At 69.7% G+C, this 15,982-nt stretch carries 15 protein-coding genes; 12 read left to right on the top strand and 3 right to left on the bottom strand.

Annotation, left to right across the window (positions count from 1 at the left end; all coding sequences use genetic code 11):
• Positions 1-3 precede the first annotated feature (3 nt).
• From wzt to L2Z93_RS00545, 4 genes are all read left to right on the top strand, one after another.
• Positions 4-801, top strand: a complete 798-nt coding sequence (gene wzt / locus L2Z93_RS00560; protein WP_090587196.1) for a galactan export ABC transporter ATP-binding subunit Wzt/RfbE — start codon at positions 4-6, stop codon at positions 799-801.
• Positions 798-1,703, top strand: a complete 906-nt coding sequence (glfT1, locus tag L2Z93_RS00555; protein WP_090587198.1) for a galactofuranosyltransferase GlfT1 — start codon at positions 798-800, stop codon at positions 1,701-1,703. Before wzt ends, glfT1 begins: the two co-directional genes overlap by 4 nt.
• The gene (gene wzm / locus L2Z93_RS00550; protein ID WP_090587201.1) at positions 1,700-2,530 is read left to right on the top strand and encodes a galactan export ABC transporter permease subunit Wzm/RfbD; all 831 of its coding nucleotides are present in this window, start codon (positions 1,700-1,702) and stop codon (positions 2,528-2,530) included. The genes glfT1 and wzm overlap by 4 nt, the downstream gene beginning before the upstream one ends.
• Before the next feature lie 93 nt (positions 2,531-2,623).
• On the top strand, positions 2,624-3,820 hold the full coding sequence (locus L2Z93_RS00545) for a PucR family transcriptional regulator (protein ID WP_090587204.1): 1,197 nt from the start codon (positions 2,624-2,626) through the stop codon (positions 3,818-3,820).
• 133 nt (positions 3,821-3,953) lie between these two features.
• On the opposite strand, the gene L2Z93_RS00540 is transcribed toward L2Z93_RS00545, so the two are convergent.
• Positions 3,954-4,388 carry a hypothetical protein gene (locus L2Z93_RS00540; protein WP_090587206.1) on the bottom strand — a complete coding sequence of 145 codons (435 nt, stop codon included), beginning with the start codon at positions 4,386-4,388 and terminating at the stop codon, positions 3,954-3,956.
• Positions 4,389-4,587: 199 nt separating this feature from the next.
• Here L2Z93_RS00540 and L2Z93_RS00535 point away from each other — a divergent pair, with 199 nt between their 5' ends.
• A complete protein-coding gene (locus tag L2Z93_RS00535; RefSeq protein WP_090587209.1) occupies positions 4,588-5,784 on the top strand; it encodes a PucR family transcriptional regulator in 1,197 nt (398 codons plus the stop codon).
• Positions 5,785-5,822: 38 nt separating this feature from the next.
• Here L2Z93_RS00535 and L2Z93_RS00530 read toward each other — a convergent pair whose 3' ends face one another.
• Entirely contained in the window at positions 5,823-6,269 is a 447-nt protein-coding gene (locus L2Z93_RS00530; protein ID WP_090587212.1) for a pyridoxamine 5'-phosphate oxidase family protein, read from the bottom strand.
• Between the two features lie 81 nt (positions 6,270-6,350).
• Positions 6,351-7,031, bottom strand: a complete 681-nt coding sequence (locus L2Z93_RS00525) for an HD domain-containing protein (protein WP_202971890.1) — start codon at positions 7,029-7,031, stop codon at positions 6,351-6,353.
• Between the two features lie 40 nt (positions 7,032-7,071).
• Here L2Z93_RS00525 and L2Z93_RS00520 point away from each other — a divergent pair, with 40 nt between their 5' ends.
• From L2Z93_RS00520 to L2Z93_RS00490, 7 genes are read left to right on the top strand one after another with little or no spacing between them, the layout of a single operon-like run.
• On the top strand, positions 7,072-7,488 hold the full coding sequence (locus L2Z93_RS00520; protein ID WP_090587218.1) for a GtrA family protein: 417 nt from the start codon (positions 7,072-7,074) through the stop codon (positions 7,486-7,488).
• A 46-nt stretch (positions 7,489-7,534) separates the two neighbouring features.
• Positions 7,535-7,786: a hypothetical protein gene (locus tag L2Z93_RS00515; RefSeq protein ID WP_090587220.1), complete on the top strand. Its 252-nt coding sequence runs from the start codon at positions 7,535-7,537 to the stop codon at positions 7,784-7,786.
• Positions 7,783-8,208, top strand: a complete 426-nt coding sequence (locus tag L2Z93_RS00510; protein WP_090587223.1) for a type II toxin-antitoxin system VapC family toxin — start codon at positions 7,783-7,785, stop codon at positions 8,206-8,208. Before L2Z93_RS00515 ends, L2Z93_RS00510 begins: the two co-directional genes overlap by 4 nt.
• 27 nt (positions 8,209-8,235) lie before the next feature.
• Positions 8,236-9,615: a decaprenylphosphoryl-beta-D-ribose oxidase gene (locus tag L2Z93_RS00505; protein ID WP_090587225.1), complete on the top strand. Its 1,380-nt coding sequence runs from the start codon at positions 8,236-8,238 to the stop codon at positions 9,613-9,615.
• 29 nt (positions 9,616-9,644) lie between these two features.
• On the top strand, positions 9,645-10,424 hold the full coding sequence (locus tag L2Z93_RS00500; RefSeq protein ID WP_090587229.1) for a decaprenylphospho-beta-D-erythro-pentofuranosid-2-ulose 2-reductase: 780 nt from the start codon (positions 9,645-9,647) through the stop codon (positions 10,422-10,424).
• Between the two features lies 1 nt (position 10,425).
• Positions 10,426-12,279 (top strand): galactan 5-O-arabinofuranosyltransferase, encoded by a 1,854-nt coding sequence (locus tag L2Z93_RS00495; protein ID WP_090587231.1) that lies wholly within the window; start codon positions 10,426-10,428, stop codon positions 12,277-12,279.
• Complete coding sequence (locus L2Z93_RS00490; protein WP_090587234.1) at positions 12,279-15,530, top strand: arabinosyltransferase domain-containing protein; 3,252 nt, start codon at positions 12,279-12,281, stop codon at positions 15,528-15,530. The genes L2Z93_RS00495 and L2Z93_RS00490 overlap by 1 nt, the downstream gene beginning before the upstream one ends.
• The last annotated feature ends 452 nt before the right edge of the window (positions 15,531-15,982 follow it).

Here is a 15,982-nt window from a genome sequence, read left to right as displayed (position 1 = left end):
GCAGTGAGCCCCGAGCCCAGCATCCAGACCCGCGACGCCTGGGTCGAGTTCCCGATCTTCGACGCCAAGTCCCGCTCGCTGAAGAAGGCGTTCCTGGGCAAGGCCGGCGGCAGCATCGGCCGCAACAGCTCCAACGTGGTGGTCGTCGAGGCGCTGCGCGACATCACCATGGATCTGAAGATGGGCGACCGGGTCGGCCTGGTCGGGCACAACGGCGCCGGCAAGTCGACGCTGCTGCGGCTGCTGTCCGGGATCTACGAGCCGACCCGCGGGATGGCCCGGGTGACCGGCCGGGTGGCACCGGTGTTCGACCTCGGCGTCGGCATGGACCCGGAGATCTCCGGATTCGAGAACATCATCATCCGCGGGCTGTTCCTGGGCCAGACCCGTAAGCAGATGCTGGCCAAGGTCGACGAGATCGCGGAGTTCACCGAGCTCGGCGAGTACCTGTCCATGCCGCTGCGCACCTACTCCACCGGTATGCGGGTGCGGCTGGCGATGGGCGTGGTGACCAGCATCGACCCGGAGATCCTGCTGCTCGATGAGGGTATCGGCGCGGTGGACGCGGAGTTCCTGAAGAAGGCCCGCGGCCGGCTGCAGAGCCTGGTGGAGCGTTCCGGGATCCTGGTGTTCGCCAGCCACTCGAATGAGTTCCTGGCCCGGCTGTGCAACACCGCGATGTGGATCGACCACGGCACGGTGCGGATGTCCGGCGGCATCGAGGACGTCGTCGGCGCCTACGAGGGACCCGACGCCGCGCGGCACGTCCGCGAGGTGCTCGACGAGATCGGCCGGGAATGAGCACCGTCTACGCGGTGGTGGTGACCCACCGCCGCCCCGACCCGCTGGCCCGCTCGCTGGCAGTGCTGTGCGCCCAGAACCGGCCGGTGGACCACCTGATCGTCGTCGACAACGACGCGGACGCCGCGGTGCGCGCGCTGGTGGAGTCCCAGCCGATCCCGGCGACCTACCTCGGCTCGCAGCGCAATCTCGGCGGCGCGGGCGGGTTCGCCCTCGGCATGCTGCACGCGCTGGCCGCCGGCGCGGATTGGATCTGGCTGGCCGACGACGACGGCTGCCCGGACGGCCCGGAGGTGCTCGGCACGCTGCTGGACTGCGCGGACCGGCGCCGGCTGGCCGAGGTGTCGCCGATGGTCTGCAATATCGACGACCCGGATCGGTTGGCGTTCCCGCTGCGCCGCGGGCTGGTGTGGCGCCGCCGGGTCTCCGAGCTGCGCGCCGACAGTGGGGATGACCTGCTGCCCGGGATCGCGTCGCTGTTCAACGGGGCGCTGTTCGCGGCGGCCACCCTGGAGGCGGTCGGGGTGCCGGATCTGCGGCTGTTCGTCCGCGGCGACGAGGTGGAGCTGCACCGCCGGCTGGTCCGCTCCGGGCTGCCGTTCGGCACCTGCCTGAACGCGGTGTATCTGCACCCGTGCGGAACCGACGAGTTCAAGCCGATCCTCGGCGGCCGGATGCACACCCAGTACCCGGACAACGAGACCAAGCGGTACTTCACCTACCGCAACCGCGGCTACCTGCTGTCCCAGCCGGGCATGCGCAAGCTGCTGCCGCAGGAATGGCTGCGGTTCGGCTGGTACTTCCTGATCACCCGCCGCGACCCGGCCGGGTTCGCCGAGTGGATCCGGTTGCGGCGGCTGGGCAAACGCGAGCAGTTCAGTAGCGAGGGGACGAGCCGATGACGTTCACCGACGCGGCGTCGTCGTCGCGGACCTTCCGCCGGGCCGGCCAGGACCTCGCCGAGGGGTTCGGCCGCCGAGAGCTGTGGCTGCACCTGGGCTGGCAGGACATCAAGCAGCGCTACCGGCGCAGCGTGCTGGGCCCGTTCTGGATCACCATCGCCACCGGCACCACGGCCGTCGCTATGGGCGCGCTGTACTCGCAGCTGTTCCACCTCGAGCTCGCCGAGCATCTACCGTACGTGACGCTGGGCCTGATCGTGTGGAACCTGATCAACGCCGCGATCCTGGAGGGCGCCGACGTCTTCGTCGCCAACGAGGGCCTGATCAAGCAGCTGCCGACGCCGCTGAGCGTGCACGTCTACCGGCTGGTGTGGCGGCAGATGATCCTGTTCGCGCACAACATCATCATCTACGTGGTCATCGCGATGATCTATCCCAAGCCGTGGTCCTGGGCGGATCTGACGTTCATCCCGGCGCTGTTCCTGTTGATGCTCAACGCGGTGTGGGTGGCGCTGTGCTTCGGGATCCTGGCCACCCGGTACCGCGATATCGCGCCGCTGCTGGCCTCGGTGGTGCAGTTGCTGTTCTTCATGACGCCGATCATCTGGAACGCCGAGACGCTGCAACGCCAGGGCGCCGAGCGGTGGGGAACCATCATCGAGCTGAACCCGCTGCTGCACTACCTCGACATCGTCCGGGCGCCGTTACTGGGCGCGGAGCAGGAGCTGCGGCACTGGCTGGTGGTGCTGGCGCTGACCGTCATCGGCTGGGCGTTCGCGTTGCTGGCGATGCGCCAGTACCGCGCCCGGGTGGCCTACTGGGTGTAGCCCGCATAGGCGGCCAAACAGCGGAAATCCCGTGTCGCTGTGGCTGCCCACAACGCACCCGCGCGCGCCCGACCAGGACTTACACTCAGCGCCATGGTTGAACCAGCCGCCGCGTCGGGACGCGCACAGCTCGGCGAATTGCTGGCGTCTCGCCTCGACGCGCTGGCCCGTCAGACGGCTTCCCGCGTCCGGCTCGAGGTGCCGTTCTACCGGGACAACACCTCAGTGTCCGACGATGATTTGCTGGCATCGGCGGCCGACAATTACCGGGCGGTGTTCCAGGCGCTGGCCGACGACACCCCGTTCGACACCGCCGCCTCGGAGCACACCGGCCGGGCCTGCGCCCTGGCCGGGGTGCCGCGGTCGGCGGTGATGGACGCCTACCGGATCGGCGCGCACGAGGCCTGGCAGCAGATGATGAGCCTGGCCGGCGCCCGCGGCGGCGTCTCCAACGCGGATCTGCTGGCCGCCACCGCACTGTTCTGGACGGCCCAGGACCGCTACACCGACGCGATGACCACCGCCTATCACGAGACCGCCACCACCTTGGTGGTGGAGAGCGCGGCCGAGCAGGCGGCGCTGACCGAGGCGCTGCTGCAGGGACGCCCGCTGGGCCCCTACACCGTGTGGGAGATCGCAGCGCTGCTGCAGCTGCCGAGCAGCGGCCCCTACGCCATCGTCGCCGCCAGCGCGCCGAAGGTCGGCTCCCAGCCGCTGCCCGACGTCGCCGCCAAACTGCGCGGCGCGGAGATCTTCTCGGCCTGGCGGCTGCTGCCCGACACGCTCATCGGGATCGTCCACCTGCCGTCGACGATCACCCTGAGCGGGTTCGCCGGCCTGCTGGAGCGCTGGGCGAGCACCCGGGTCGGGATCAGCCCAACGTTCGACGACCTCTCCGACGCCGCGATCAACCTGCGCTACGCCCGGGTCGCGATGTCCGCCCGCACGCTCGGCGGCGGAAACGTCTGCCTGTTCAGCGATTCGGTGCTCGCCGTCGCCGCGGTCAGCGCCCCGGAGGTCACCCAGAAGATCGCCCAGATCACCCTCGGGAGCTTCGACTCGCTGCCGGCCGACGAACGCCAGAGCCTCGGTGAGACGTTCGCCGCCTGGGTGGACCACCAGGGCTCCATCCCGGACACCGCCGAGGTGCTGTTCTGCCACCCCAACACGGTGCGCAACCGGCTGCACCGGATCGAGGAGCACACCGGCCGGTCACTGACCGCGCCGCGTGACCTCGCCGAACTGTGCCTGGCGTTCGAGACCCGCCAGCTGACACCCGACATCGCCTGAGGCCCGGCGTCGCCTGAGCCCCGAACGCAGAAAATCCCCGCCGAAGCGGGGATTCCCTGTTGCTCGTCGACTCAGGCGGTCTTGACGCGCCCGAGCTCTTCCTCGCGCGCTCGTGCCTCGCGCGCTCGTCGACTCAGGCGAGCTCGGCGTTGATCTCGGCCTCACCGGCGCTGATCTGGGCGTCGGCGGCGGCCAGCACGTAGTACTCGGCCTGCTCCAGCGCGTAGATCGCGAAGGCGACCGCGTCCTCGGCGTCCTCGGCGGCGTGGTCGGCGTGCCGATCGGCGCGCTTGGCCTTGAGCTCCTCGTGCTTGCGGTGCGCGGACTCGTGCAGCGAATCGAAGTCCTCGGTGACCGAGCTCTTCAGCTTGTTCCAGCCACGCTTGCACTCGTCCTCGTCGGCCTGCGCCTCGGCGCCGGCCTCGGCCTTCGCCTTCTCCAGCTTGGACTTGACCTCAGCTTCACGGTTGGCGACCCATGCCTTGTCCTTCTGCTCGGCGGCCTGGGCCGATTCCTCCAGGGACTTGGCCTGGGCGCTGAGCTTCGCGAGCTGATCAGAAAGAGCCATGCGTATTTATCCTCACGTCGTTGTAAGAAGAATCCCCGAATTCCACGCGGCATTCGATCCGCGTGGCGACTCCCCTCGCACTCACCGTAACAATCCGGCGCCCAAAAGTTGGCGCTTTTCACGCACAATCAGATCGACTCTTGAATGTGCGCGCGCACAACGTCTTTGCGGCATTTGATCAGGCTTTACACTCGACGCCATGCCAGAGCCGGAAGCCGCATCGGGAATTGCCGAACTTGGACATTTGTTAGAATCCCGCCTCGACCAATTGGCCCGCACCGCGGTGTCCCGGGTGCGCACTCAAGTGGATTTCTACCGGGACAGCAAAGCGGTCTCCGACGACGAATTACTCGCCTCGGCGACCGACAATTTGCGGTTCGTTTGCCGCGCGTTGGCCGACGACACCTCCTTCGACACCTCCCCGTCCGCGGAAACCGGCCGCGCCCGCGCGCTGTCCGGGATTCCACGCTCGGCGGTGACGGCCGCCTACCGGGTCGCCGCGCACGCGGCCTGGGACCAGATGACCGACCTCGCCGCGGCCGGTGACGTCGTCGACCGCAAAACCGTGCTGGCCGCCACCGCCCGGTTCTGGGACGCCCAGGACCGCTACACCGACGCGATGACCACCGCGTACCACGAGACCGCCACCTACCTGGTGGTGCAGAACGCCGCCGAGCAGGCCGCACTCACCGAAGCGTTGCTACAGGGCCGCCCACTCGGGGAGTACACCGTCTGGGACGTCGCGTCGCTGCTGAAGCTGCCGTCGGCCGGCCCGTTCGTGGTGGTGGCCGCCGCCGCGCCGCGGGTGGGCGCGCAACCGCTGCCCGACATCGCCGCCAAGCTGCGCGCGCTCAACGTGTTCTCCGCCTGGCGGCTGCTCCCGGACACCCTGATCGGAATCGTGCACCTGCCGTCGGCGTCCGCGCTGGAATCCGTGGTGGCACTGCTGGAGCGGGCCGCCACCACCAACGTCGGGGTGAGCCCGACGTTCGACGACCTCTCCGACACCGCGGCGAACCTGCGTTACGCGCGGGTGGCGCTGGCCGCGCGCGGCGGCGCCGAGGCCAAGGTCTGCGTTTTCAGCGACTCGGTGCTGGCCGTCGCCGCGGTCAGCGCGCCGGAAGTGTCCCGGAAGCTCGCCCAGATCACCCTCGGCGGGTTCGACGCGCTGCCGGCCGAGGAACGCCAGAGCCTCGGTGAGACGTTCGCCGCCTGGGTCGAGCACCGGGGTTCGGTCACCGACACCGCGGCGGCGCTGTTCTGTCACCGCAACACGGTGCGCAACCGGCTGCACCGCATCGAGGAGCACACCGGGCGCTCGCTGGCCGAGCCCCGCGACATCGCCGAACTCTGCCTGGCGTTCGAGGCGCGGCTGCTGCTACCCGATCCGGCCTGAGAAGAGAACCGAATCAGCCGGGTCTGACGCGGCTGACCTCAGCCGGGGACGTCGCCGGAGTCGGGCTCCGGGCCGAACACGAAACGCCGGCCGCTGATCGAACTCGGCACGATCCGGACGTAGCGCAGCTTCACCGTCGCCACCCACGGGTACAGCCCGGCCTGGTCGGCCTCGGCGATCTCGTCGGCGCCGTAGAGCACCTCGCCGCGGCCGCGGACCACGACGCTCCAGCCCTCGGCGACGTTGTGGTCGTCGACCTCGAAGAGCACCTGGTCGTTGGTGACGGTGCCGAACAGCTTGGTGCCCTCGGCGGTGCGGAACAGCAACGACTTGTTCTGCACCACGAAGTTGACCGGGAAGATCTCCGCCTGGCCGCCGATGCTGGTGACCAGCCGACCCAGTGACGTGCTGCCCAGCAGTTTCCAGGCCTCATCTTCGGAGAGGACGGTGACGGGGGTGTTATCCGGTTCGCTCACACCGTTCATCTTCGCCCCCGAAGCCCAAACTCGCACCCGAAACTCCGCTTCCGAGCCGACCTCGGGGCTTTCCGATCCGTTCCCGGGGCCTTACGCCCCGGCGTCGGGGCCTTCCGGTTCTTCCCGGGGCCGCCGCGGTTGCTCTCCGGTGCGCAGCCGGGCCAGTTCGGCGGCCAGGTTCTGCCGGGCCCGCTCTTCCCAGCGCCGACGGCCGGAGACCGTGTAGAACAGCGAGCGGGCCGCGAGCATGGTCTCGACCATCACCGCGCGGGTGGCCATGAAGGCGCGCTCCGGAATGTGCAGGTACTCCTGGCGGATGGCCTCCGAATTGGCCCGATAGGTGTCCGGGTCGACGGCCAGCGCCGACAGGTCGGCGTCGGAGAGCACGGCGCCGTTGCGGTCCTCCGGCGGCGGGTCGTGGTGCACGGTCATCCGGATCAGCCGGCCGACCTCGGAGACCAGCGCGGGCGGCAGGCCCAGCTCGGTCAGTTCCCGTTCGGCCTTGACCGCGGAGAGCTCCTCGTCGTCGGGGGATCCGTTGTAGACCGCGTCGTGATACCAGGCGGCCAACCGGACGGTGTCGGGGTCCTCGGCGTCGGCGGCGAGCTCGTCGACCTTTTCCAGCACGTCCTGCAGGTGCGCCACCGAGTGGTACCTGCGGCTCGGGTCCGACCAGGCCGCGAGCAGGCCGCGGCCGGTGGCCAGCGCGGCGTCGCCGGTCGCGCCGACGCGGGTCGCCAACTCCCGCCACGCCTGCTCCAGATCCACCACGGGAACCATCTTGCACCAGCGGCGAAGTAGCATTCCGGCGATGTCTGAAGTTGTAGGCGAAACCACACCGCCCCTGAGTTTGCGGACCCAGGTGCTGCGGTTCGTGCTGACCGGTGGGTTCTCCGCGGTGGTGGACTTCGGGCTGTACATCGCGCTGATGGCGCTCGGCATGCACCGCGACGCGGCCAAGGCGTTGGGCTTCGTCGCCGGCACCACGACCGCCTACCTGATCAACCGCCGCTGGACCTTTCAGGCCGCCCCCAGCAAGGCCCGCTTTGTCGCGGTCTGGGTGCTCTACCTGGTCACCTTCGCGGTGCAGGTGGGGCTCAACCATCTGCTGGCCGAACGGTGGGACGGCACATCCTGGGGCATTCCGGTGGCGTTCGTGATCGCCCAGGGCACCGCCACGGTGATCAATTTCGTGGTCCAGCGGACGGTGATCTTCCGCGTCCGCTGAGCCGCACGCATCAATGCATCATTGCCGGTGATGCTATGATGCGCATATGCGGACGACGGTCACCCTGGACTCCGATGTGGAGGTGCGGCTGCAGGCTCTGATGCGCGATCGTGGTCTGTCCTTCAAGGAAGCCATCAACACCGCGCTGCGGGCGGGCTTGAACGCCGGCGGGCCGGTTGACGTCGCATTTCCGGTCTACGACATGGGAACGCCGACCGTGGACCTCACCCACGCCGGTCGGCTCGCCGCGGCGCTGGAGGACGAGGAGATCGCCCGCAAGTTGGCATCCGGCCGATGAACATCGTCGACGTCAACGTGCTGCTCTACGCCGTAAACCGCCAATCCGCCCAGCACAGCGCCGCGCACAGCTGGCTGAGCGGCCAGTTGCGCGGGCCCGGGACCGTCGGGCTGTCGTGGACGGCGCTGCTCGGCTTCGTCAGAATCGCCACCAACCCGTCGATCCTGCCCCGCCCGCTCCGTCCGGCCGAGGCCTTCGACATCATCGACGCGTGGCTGGCGTCCCCCGCCGCCGTCGTCGTCGAACCGACCTCCCGGCATCTGGCGATCCTCCGCGGACTGCTCACCGAATTCGGAACGGCCGGAAATCTGACCAGCGACGCGCACCTGGCCGCACTGGCCGTCGAGTACGGCGGCGTCGTGGTGACCTTCGACCGCGACTTCGCCCGGTTCGGCGTCGACACCGTCACGCCGGCCGGATAGCCATCCTGAACGCGGTACCCTGCCAACGTGTCAACGCTGCCGACCAAGAGCCTGTCCGGCTGGGGCCGCACCTCCCCCACCGTCGCCCACGTGCTCTCCACCCCCGACGCCGGCGAGATCGTCGAGGCCGTCACCCGCGCCGCCGACGACCCAGGGCGAGGCATCATCGCCCGTGGGCTGGGCCGCTCCTACGGCGACAACGCCCAGAATGGCGGCGGCGTCGTCATCGACATGCCGGCGCTGAACCGGATCCACTCCTGCGGCCCGGACTCCACGCTGGTCGACGTCGACGCCGGGGTGAGCCTGGACCAGCTGATGAAGGCCGCGCTGCCGCACGGACTGTGGGTCCCGGTGCTGCCCGGAACCCGGCAGGTCACCGTCGGCGGGGCGATCGCCTGCGACATCCACGGCAAGAACCACCACAGCGCCGGCAGCTTCGGCAATCACGTCCGCTCGATGGACCTGCTCACCGCCGACGGCCAGGTCCGCCACCTGACCCCCTCCGGCGGCTCCGAAGACGACACGAAACTGTTCTGGGCGACGGTCGGCGGCAACGGCCTGACCGGCATCATCCTGCGCGCCACCATCGAGATGACCCCGACCGAGACGGCGTACTTCATCGCCGACGGCGACGTCACCCGCAGCCTGGACGAGACCATCGCATTCCACAGCGACGGCAGCGAAAACAACTACACCTACTCCAGCGCCTGGTTCGACGCGATCAGCAAGCCGCCGAAGCTGGGCCGCGCCGCCATCTCCCGCGGCAGCCTGGCCACCCTGGATCAGCTGCCGCCCAAGCTGGCGAAGGATCCGCTGAAGTTCGACGCGCCGCAGCTGCTGACACTGCCCGACGTGTTCCCCAACGGCCTGGCCAACAAGTGGACCTTCATGCCGATCGGCGAGCTCTGGTACCGCAAGTCGGGGACCTACCGCGGCAAGGTCCAGAATCTGACGCAGTTCTACCACCCGCTGGACATGTTCGGGGAGTGGAACCGCGGCTACGGCCCGGCGGGTTTCCTGCAGTACCAGTTCGTGGTGCCGACCGAGGCGGTCGACGAGTTCAAGGCGATCATCCGCGACATCCAGGCCAGCGGCCACTACTCGTTCCTGAACGTGTTCAAGCTGTTCGGGCCGGGCAATGACGCGCCGCTGAGCTTCCCGATCCCGGGCTGGAACGTCTGCGTGGACTTCCCGATCAAGCCCAGCCTCAACGACTTCGTCATCGAGCTGGACCGCCGGGTGCTGGAGTTCGGCGGCCGGCTGTACACCGCCAAGGACTCGCGCACCAGCGCCGAGACCTTCCACGCCATGTACCCGCGCATCGACGAGTGGATCGCGGTGCGCCGGCAGGTCGACCCGGACGGGGTGTTCGCCTCGGACATGGCCCGCCGCCTCGAACTGCTCTAGCCCGCTCGCCCATCAGGAAGGCTTCACCCGTGATCGACGCCATTGGCAACCCCCAGACCATCCTGCTGCTCGGCGGCACCTCGGAGATCGGGCTGGCCATCTGCGAGCGCTACCTGCGCGACTCCCGCGCCCGGGTCATCCTGGCCGACCTGCCGAACGCCCCCAAGCGCGACGCCGCGATCGCCCAATTGCAGGCCGCCGGCGCGCGCGAGGTCACCTACTTGGACTTCGACGCGCTGGACCCGGCGAGCCATCCGGCCGTCATCGACGCGGCGTGGGCGCAGGGCGATGTCGACGTGGCGATCGTCGCGTTCGGGGTGCTCGGCGACGCCGAGGAACTGTGGCAGAACCAGGCCAAGGCGGTGGCCACCGCCACCATCAACTACACCGCCGCGGTGTCGGTCGGGGTGCTGGTCGGGGAGAAGATGCGCGCCCAGGGCTTCGGGCAGATCATCGCGATGAGCTCGGTGGCCGGCGAGAAGGTGCGCCGGTCCAACTTCGTCTACGGCTCCACCAAGGCCGGCCTGGACGGGTTCTACCTGGGATTGGGTGAGGCGCTCGCCGAGTTCGGCGTGCGCGTGCTGGTCATCCGGCCGGGCCAGGTCCGGACCACCACCACCGTCGAGCACTGGGCGGCCACCGGCGCCAAGGAGGCCCCGTTCACCGTCGACGCCGCCGAGGTGGCCGAGTTGGCCGTCGATTCGGCGCTGGCCGGCAAGACGCTGGTGTGGGCGCCCGGGCAGGTCCGCTACCTGATGAGCGTGCTGCGCCACATCCCGCGCCCGATCTTCCGCAAGCTGCCCGTCTGACATGCGGGCCGGGATCACCGGCGCCGGTCAGCTGCTGGCCGCGGCGCTGATCGCCGCCGTCGTCGCGGTCGTCGGGCTGGAGGCCATCGGGCGGGTGGACTGGCCGGCGTTCCCGTCGTCGAACCAACTGCACGCGCTGATCACCGTCGCCCAGTTCGGCTGCCTGGCCGGGCTGACCGCGGCCGGCTGGCTGCACCGGCGCGGCCGGACGCGGTTGGCGTGGGCGGCGGCGGTGACGTTCCTGTCGGCGTTCGTGGTCGCCACCCTGGGCATGGCGCTCGGCGCGACCCGGCTGTACCTGTTCGGGGTGTCGGTCGACCAGCAGTTCCGCACCGAATACCTGACCCGGCTCACTGACAGCCCTGCGCTGTCGGACATGACCTACGCCGGACTGCCGCCGTTCTACCCGCCGGGCTGGTTCTGGTTGGGCGGTCGCGCCGCGGCGCTGACCGGCACGCCCGGCTGGGAGATGTACAAGCCGTGGGCGATCGCCTCCATCGCGATGGCGGTGGCGGCGGCGTTCGCGCTGTGGTCGGCGATGGTCCGATTCGAGTACGCGCTGGTGGTCACGACAGCGACGGCTGCGACGACGCTGGCCTACGCCTCCCCGGAGCCCTACAGCGCGATCATCACGGTGCTGCTGCCGCCGGTGCTGGTGCTGGCGTGGGCCGGGCTGCGAGCGACCACTCACTCCGGGCGCGCCGCCCTCGTCGGCGCCGGGATCTTCCTGGGCGTCACCGCCACCTTCTACACCCTACTGCTAGGGCTGGCCGCGCTGACGGTGACGGTGATGGCGCTCGCGCTGGCGGCGTCGCGCCGTAGCGTCGGCCCACTGCTGCGGTTGCTGGCGATGGCCGCCGTCGCCATCCCGATCGCGCTGATCACCTGGGCGCCGTTCCTGCTGGCCGCCGGCCGGCAACCGATGTCAGGGACCGGCAGCGCGCAGCACTATCTGCCCGGCGACGGCGCGGTGCTCAGCTTCCCGATGCTGCAGTTCTCTCTGCTCGGCGCGCTGTGCATGCTCGGCACGATCTGGCTGATCGTCCGGGCCCGCAGCTCCACCCGGGCGGGTGCGCTGGCCATCGGCGTCGCCTCGGTCTACCTGTGGTCGCTGCTGTCCATGCTGACCACGCTGGCCGGCACCACGCTGCTGAGTTTCCGGCTGCAGCCGACCCTGACGGTGCTGCTGGCCGCCGCGGGCGGGTTCGGGTTCATCGAGCTCGCCCAGTCCGCGGCCCGGCGCTGGGGCGCGAAGCTGATCCCGGTGGCCACCGTGATCGGCTTCATCGGCGCCATGGCGTTCTCCCAGGACATCCCGCACGTGCTGCGACCCGATCTGGCGGTGGCCTACACCGACACCGACGGCTACGGCGAGCGCGCCGACCGCCGCCCGCCGGGCGCGGAGCGCTACTACGCCGAGATCGACGCCGCCATCGGTGAAGCCACCGGCAAACCGCGGGACCAGACGGTGGTGATGACCGCCGACTACGGTTTCCTGGCCTTCTACCCGTACTACGGTTTCCAGGGCCTGACCAGCCATTACGCCAACCCGCTGGCGGAATTCGACGCGCGCGCCCAGACCATCAAGGACTGGTCCAAGATCCGCACCCCGGAGAAGTTCGCCGCCGCGCTGGACGAGCTGCCGTGGCAGGCGCCGACGGTGTTCCTGATGCGTCGCGGCGGCGGCACCGGCTCGAACGCCACCTACACGCTGCGGCTGGCCGAGGACGTGTACCCCAACCAGCCGAATGTGCGCCGCTACACCGTCGAGCTGGACTCGGCGCTGTTCGCCGAACCGCAGTTCGCGGTGACCGAGATCGGGCCGTTCGTCCTGGCAATCCGGCAGAGTCCCTGATGCGCGGCGATGGCGGCGAATTACCATCTAGCACCGTGACCACCCCGTCCGGCGACTACCGCACCGCGAAGCTGGTCGCCGTCGTCGCCGGGGTGCTCGGAACGTTGCTGGCGCTGGCCACCCCGCTGCTGCCGGTCAAACAGACCACCGCGGAACTGGACTGGCCGCAGCGCGGCGAACTGGCATCGGTCACCGCGCCGCTGATCTCCTACGTCGCCACCGACCTGGAGATCAGCGTCCCCTGCGAGGTGGCCGCCGGGCTGACCGGGACCCGTTCGGTGCTGCTCTCGACGGTGCCCAAGCAGGCCCCGAAAGCCGTCGACCGCGGTCTGCTGATCGAGCGGATCAACAACAACCTCAACGTCATCGTGCGCAACACCCCGGTGGTGGTCGCCCCGATGAGCGCGGTGCTCTCCCCCGAGTGCGAGAAGCTGACGTTCACCGCGCACGCGGACAAGGTGACCGCGGAGTTCGTCGGGCTCACCCAGGCCGACTCGATCGACCCCAGCCAGACCGACGCCGACGAGCCGCTGGCCGGTGAGCGCGGCGGATACGACTTCCGCCCGCAGATCGTCGGGGTGTTCACCGACCTGGACGGCCCCGCGCCGCCCGGCCTGAGCTTCGCGGCGACCGTCGACTCCCGCTACAGCAGCGCGCCGACCGCGCTGAAGCTCGTCGCGATGATCCTCGGGGTGCTGTGCACGCTGATCGCGCTGGTCGCGCTGCACCGGATGGACACCGCCGACGGGATGCGGCACCGCCGGTTCCTGCCGGCCCGGTGGTGGTCGGTCAAGCCGCTGGACGTGCTGGTGCTGGTCACGCTGGTGTGGTGGCATTTCGTCGGCTCCAACACCAGCGACGACGGCTACATCCTCACCATGGCGCGGGTGTCGGAGAACGCCGGCTACATGGCGAACTACTACCGCTGGTTCGGCACCCCGGAGGCGCCGTTCGGCTGGTACTACGACCTGCTGGCGCTGTGGTCGCACGTGTCCACCTCGAGCGTGTGGATGCGGCTGCCGACGCTGGCGATGGCGGTGGCCTGCTGGTGGGTGATCAGCCGCGAGGTGATCCCCCGCCTGGGCGCGGCGGTGAAGCATTCCACCGCGGCGCGCTGGACCGCGGCAGGCATGTTCCTGTGCACCTGGCTGACGCTGAATAACGGTCTGCGCCCGGAGCCGCTGATCGCCGTCGGCATCCTGCTGACCTGGTGCTCGGTGGAGCGCGCGGTGGCCACCAGTCGGCTGCTGCCGGTGGCCGTCGCGATGATCCTCGGCGCGCTGACGCTGTTCTCCGGGCCGACGGGCATCGCCTCAATCGGCGCGCTGCTGGTGGCGATCGGGCCGCTGCGCACCATCCTGCGGCGACGCTCGGCGCAGTTCGGGCTGCCCGCGCTGCTGGCGCCGCTGGCCGCCGCGGCGACGGTCTGCGCGATCCTGATCTTCCGGGACCAGACACTGGTCGGCGAACTGCAGGCCAGCTCCTTCAAATCGCTGGTCGGGCCGAGCCTGGCCTGGTTCGACGAGCCGACGCGCTACACCCGGCTGTTCATGGCCACCCCGGACGGCTCCATCTCCCGGCGGTTCGTGGTGCTCTCGCTGCTGGCGGCGCTGGCCGTCGTCGTCGCGATGATGCTGCGCAAGGGCCACATCCCGGGCACCGCGGGCGGGCCGGCGCGGCGCATCGTCGGCATCACCATCATCTCGTTCCTGGCGCTGATGCTGACGCCCACCAAGTGGACGCACCACTTCGGGGTGTTCGCCGGGCTGGCCGGGTCGGTCGGCGCGCTGGCCGCCGTCGCCGTGACCGCGCACGTGATGACCTCGCGGCGCAACCGCAGCATCTACGCGGCCGTGGTGCTGTTCGTGGTGGCGTTGTCGTTCGCCAGCGTCAACGGCTGGTGGTACGTGTCGAACTTCGGGGTGCCCTGGTCCAATGACTTCCCGTCGATGAAGTTCGGCTTCACCACCATCTTCCTGGGCGCCTCGCTGCTGATGCTGCTGCTGGCCGCGATGTTCCACTTCTCCGCGCGTGGGGAGAAACCGTGGGAACCCACCCGACTCGGGCAGCTGCTGCACTCCCCGCTGGCGATCGCGTCCTGGGCGATGGTGGCGTTCAACGTGGTGTCGCTGACCATGGCGATGATCTCGCAGTATCCGGCCTGGTCGGTGGGCCGCTCCAACCTGCAGTCGCTGAGCCCGGCGCCGAATTCGGCGTGCGGGCTGGCCACCGACGTGATGGTCGAATCCAATCCCAACCAGGGCATGCTGACCCCGGTCGACGTCGACCCGGCCAAGGCGCTCGGCGCGGTCACCGCGATCGGGTTCGGCCCCAACGGGATCCCGTCGGACGTGTCCCCGGACTCGGTGATGGGCCAGCCCGGCATCGGGTTGCAGACCGACACCGACCCGACCGAGGTCACCGACGGCGAACCGTCGACCACCGGCGGCACCACCGCCCGGTTGGGCATCAACGGCTCCCGGGCGAAGCTGCCGTATGACCTGGACCCGGCGAAGGTGCCGGTGATGGGCAGCTGGAGCGCCGGTGTGCAGCAGCCCGCCGTGCTGCGCTCGGCCTGGTACCGGCTGCCGGACCGGGACAGCGTCGACGACGACAACCAGCTGCTGGTCATCTCGGCGGCCGGCCGCTTCGACGCCAGCGAGGTCGTCGTGCAGTGGGCCGGCGACGACGGCAAGCCGGCCGGCGCGATGGCGTTCGCCGACATCGGCGCGGCCCCGGCCTGGCGCAATCTGCGCGCGCCGCTGGCCGGCATCCCCGACGACGCCACCCAGATCCGGATCGTCGCGACCGACGACGACCTGGCCCCCAACCACTGGATCGCGGTGACGCCGCCGCGCATCCCGACGCTGGACACCCTGCAGGAAGTCGTCGGGTCGGCGGATCCGGTGATGCTGGACTGGCTGGTCGGGCTGGCGTTCCCGTGCCAGCGGCCGTTCGGGCACAACCACGGCGTCACCGAGGTGCCGAAGTGGCGGATCCTGCCGGACCGCTTCGGCGCGGAGGCCAATTCCCCGGTGATGGACTACATCGGCGGCGGCCCGCTGGGCATCACCGAGCTGCTGTTCCGCGCGGTCACCGTCCCGACCTACCTGAAGGACGACTGGTACCGGGACTGGGGCTCGCTGCAGCGCCTGGACCTGTACTACCCCGACGCGACGCCCGCCGAGCTGCAACTGGGGACCGCGGTGCGCAGTGGTTGGTGGAGCCCGGCGCCGCTGCGGCAGTCCTGACCCGGATCCTGCGCACGCGGACACCCGCGCTTCGTCGCCAGTGACCCTGGGCCGATCCCACACACCCGCGCTTCGACGCGAGTGACCTCAGGACGATGTCCTTCGTCGCCAATAACCACAGGGCGAAATCTGGGCCGATTTTCGCCCTGTGGTTACTGGCGACGGCGCGCTCCGTCCCACCGTTACTGGCGAGCCCCCCGAACCCCATGAGCACCATGAACCTCGCCCTGACGTCACTGGCGTCCCACCTGACCGACGCCGACGGCGAGCCGACGGGGTGCCGACGGGAAGCCAACAGGAATCCAACGGGAAGCCAACGGGATCCGACGGGGATCAGCCCAAGCTGACCGAGGCGAGGTCACGTGAACGCATCAACCTCCCGGCGCGCCGCGGGCGTCGGCAACAGGTGTCAACGCGTCGAATACCATCGATCCTCGTGCCCGACGACCGAA

Origin of the sequence: Mycolicibacterium brumae (assembly GCF_025215495.1) — a bacterium.
Classification (GTDB): domain Bacteria; phylum Actinomycetota; class Actinomycetes; order Mycobacteriales; family Mycobacteriaceae; genus Mycobacterium; species Mycobacterium brumae.
Note: the sequence above shows the minus strand (reverse complement) of the source record. Positions and strands in the feature narration are given on the sequence as shown.

What these genes read in the sequence shown, in the direction of transcription:
- wzm (WP_090587201.1), top strand. Translation starts at nt 1,700, where the DNA reads ATGACGTTCACCGACGCGGCGTCGTCGTCGCGGACCTTCCGCCGGGCC.
- L2Z93_RS00515 (WP_090587220.1), top strand. Translation starts at nt 7,535, where the DNA reads ATGCGGACGACGGTCACCCTGGACTCCGATGTGGAGGTGCGGCTGCAG.
- L2Z93_RS00540 (WP_090587206.1), bottom strand. Translation starts at nt 4,388, where the DNA reads ATGGCTCTTTCTGATCAGCTCGCGAAGCTCAGCGCCCAGGCCAAGTCC.
- L2Z93_RS00520 (WP_090587218.1), top strand. Translation starts at nt 7,072, where the DNA reads ATGTCTGAAGTTGTAGGCGAAACCACACCGCCCCTGAGTTTGCGGACC.
- L2Z93_RS00530 (WP_090587212.1), bottom strand. Translation starts at nt 6,269, where the DNA reads ATGAACGGTGTGAGCGAACCGGATAACACCCCCGTCACCGTCCTCTCC.
- L2Z93_RS00510 (WP_090587223.1), top strand. Translation starts at nt 7,783, where the DNA reads ATGAACATCGTCGACGTCAACGTGCTGCTCTACGCCGTAAACCGCCAA.
- L2Z93_RS00535 (WP_090587209.1), top strand. Translation starts at nt 4,588, where the DNA reads ATGCCAGAGCCGGAAGCCGCATCGGGAATTGCCGAACTTGGACATTTG.
- L2Z93_RS00495 (WP_090587231.1), top strand. Translation starts at nt 10,426, where the DNA reads ATGCGGGCCGGGATCACCGGCGCCGGTCAGCTGCTGGCCGCGGCGCTG.
- L2Z93_RS00545 (WP_090587204.1), top strand. Translation starts at nt 2,624, where the DNA reads ATGGTTGAACCAGCCGCCGCGTCGGGACGCGCACAGCTCGGCGAATTG.
- glfT1 (WP_090587198.1), top strand. Translation starts at nt 798, where the DNA reads ATGAGCACCGTCTACGCGGTGGTGGTGACCCACCGCCGCCCCGACCCG.
- L2Z93_RS00490 (WP_090587234.1), top strand. Translation starts at nt 12,279, where the DNA reads ATGCGCGGCGATGGCGGCGAATTACCATCTAGCACCGTGACCACCCCG.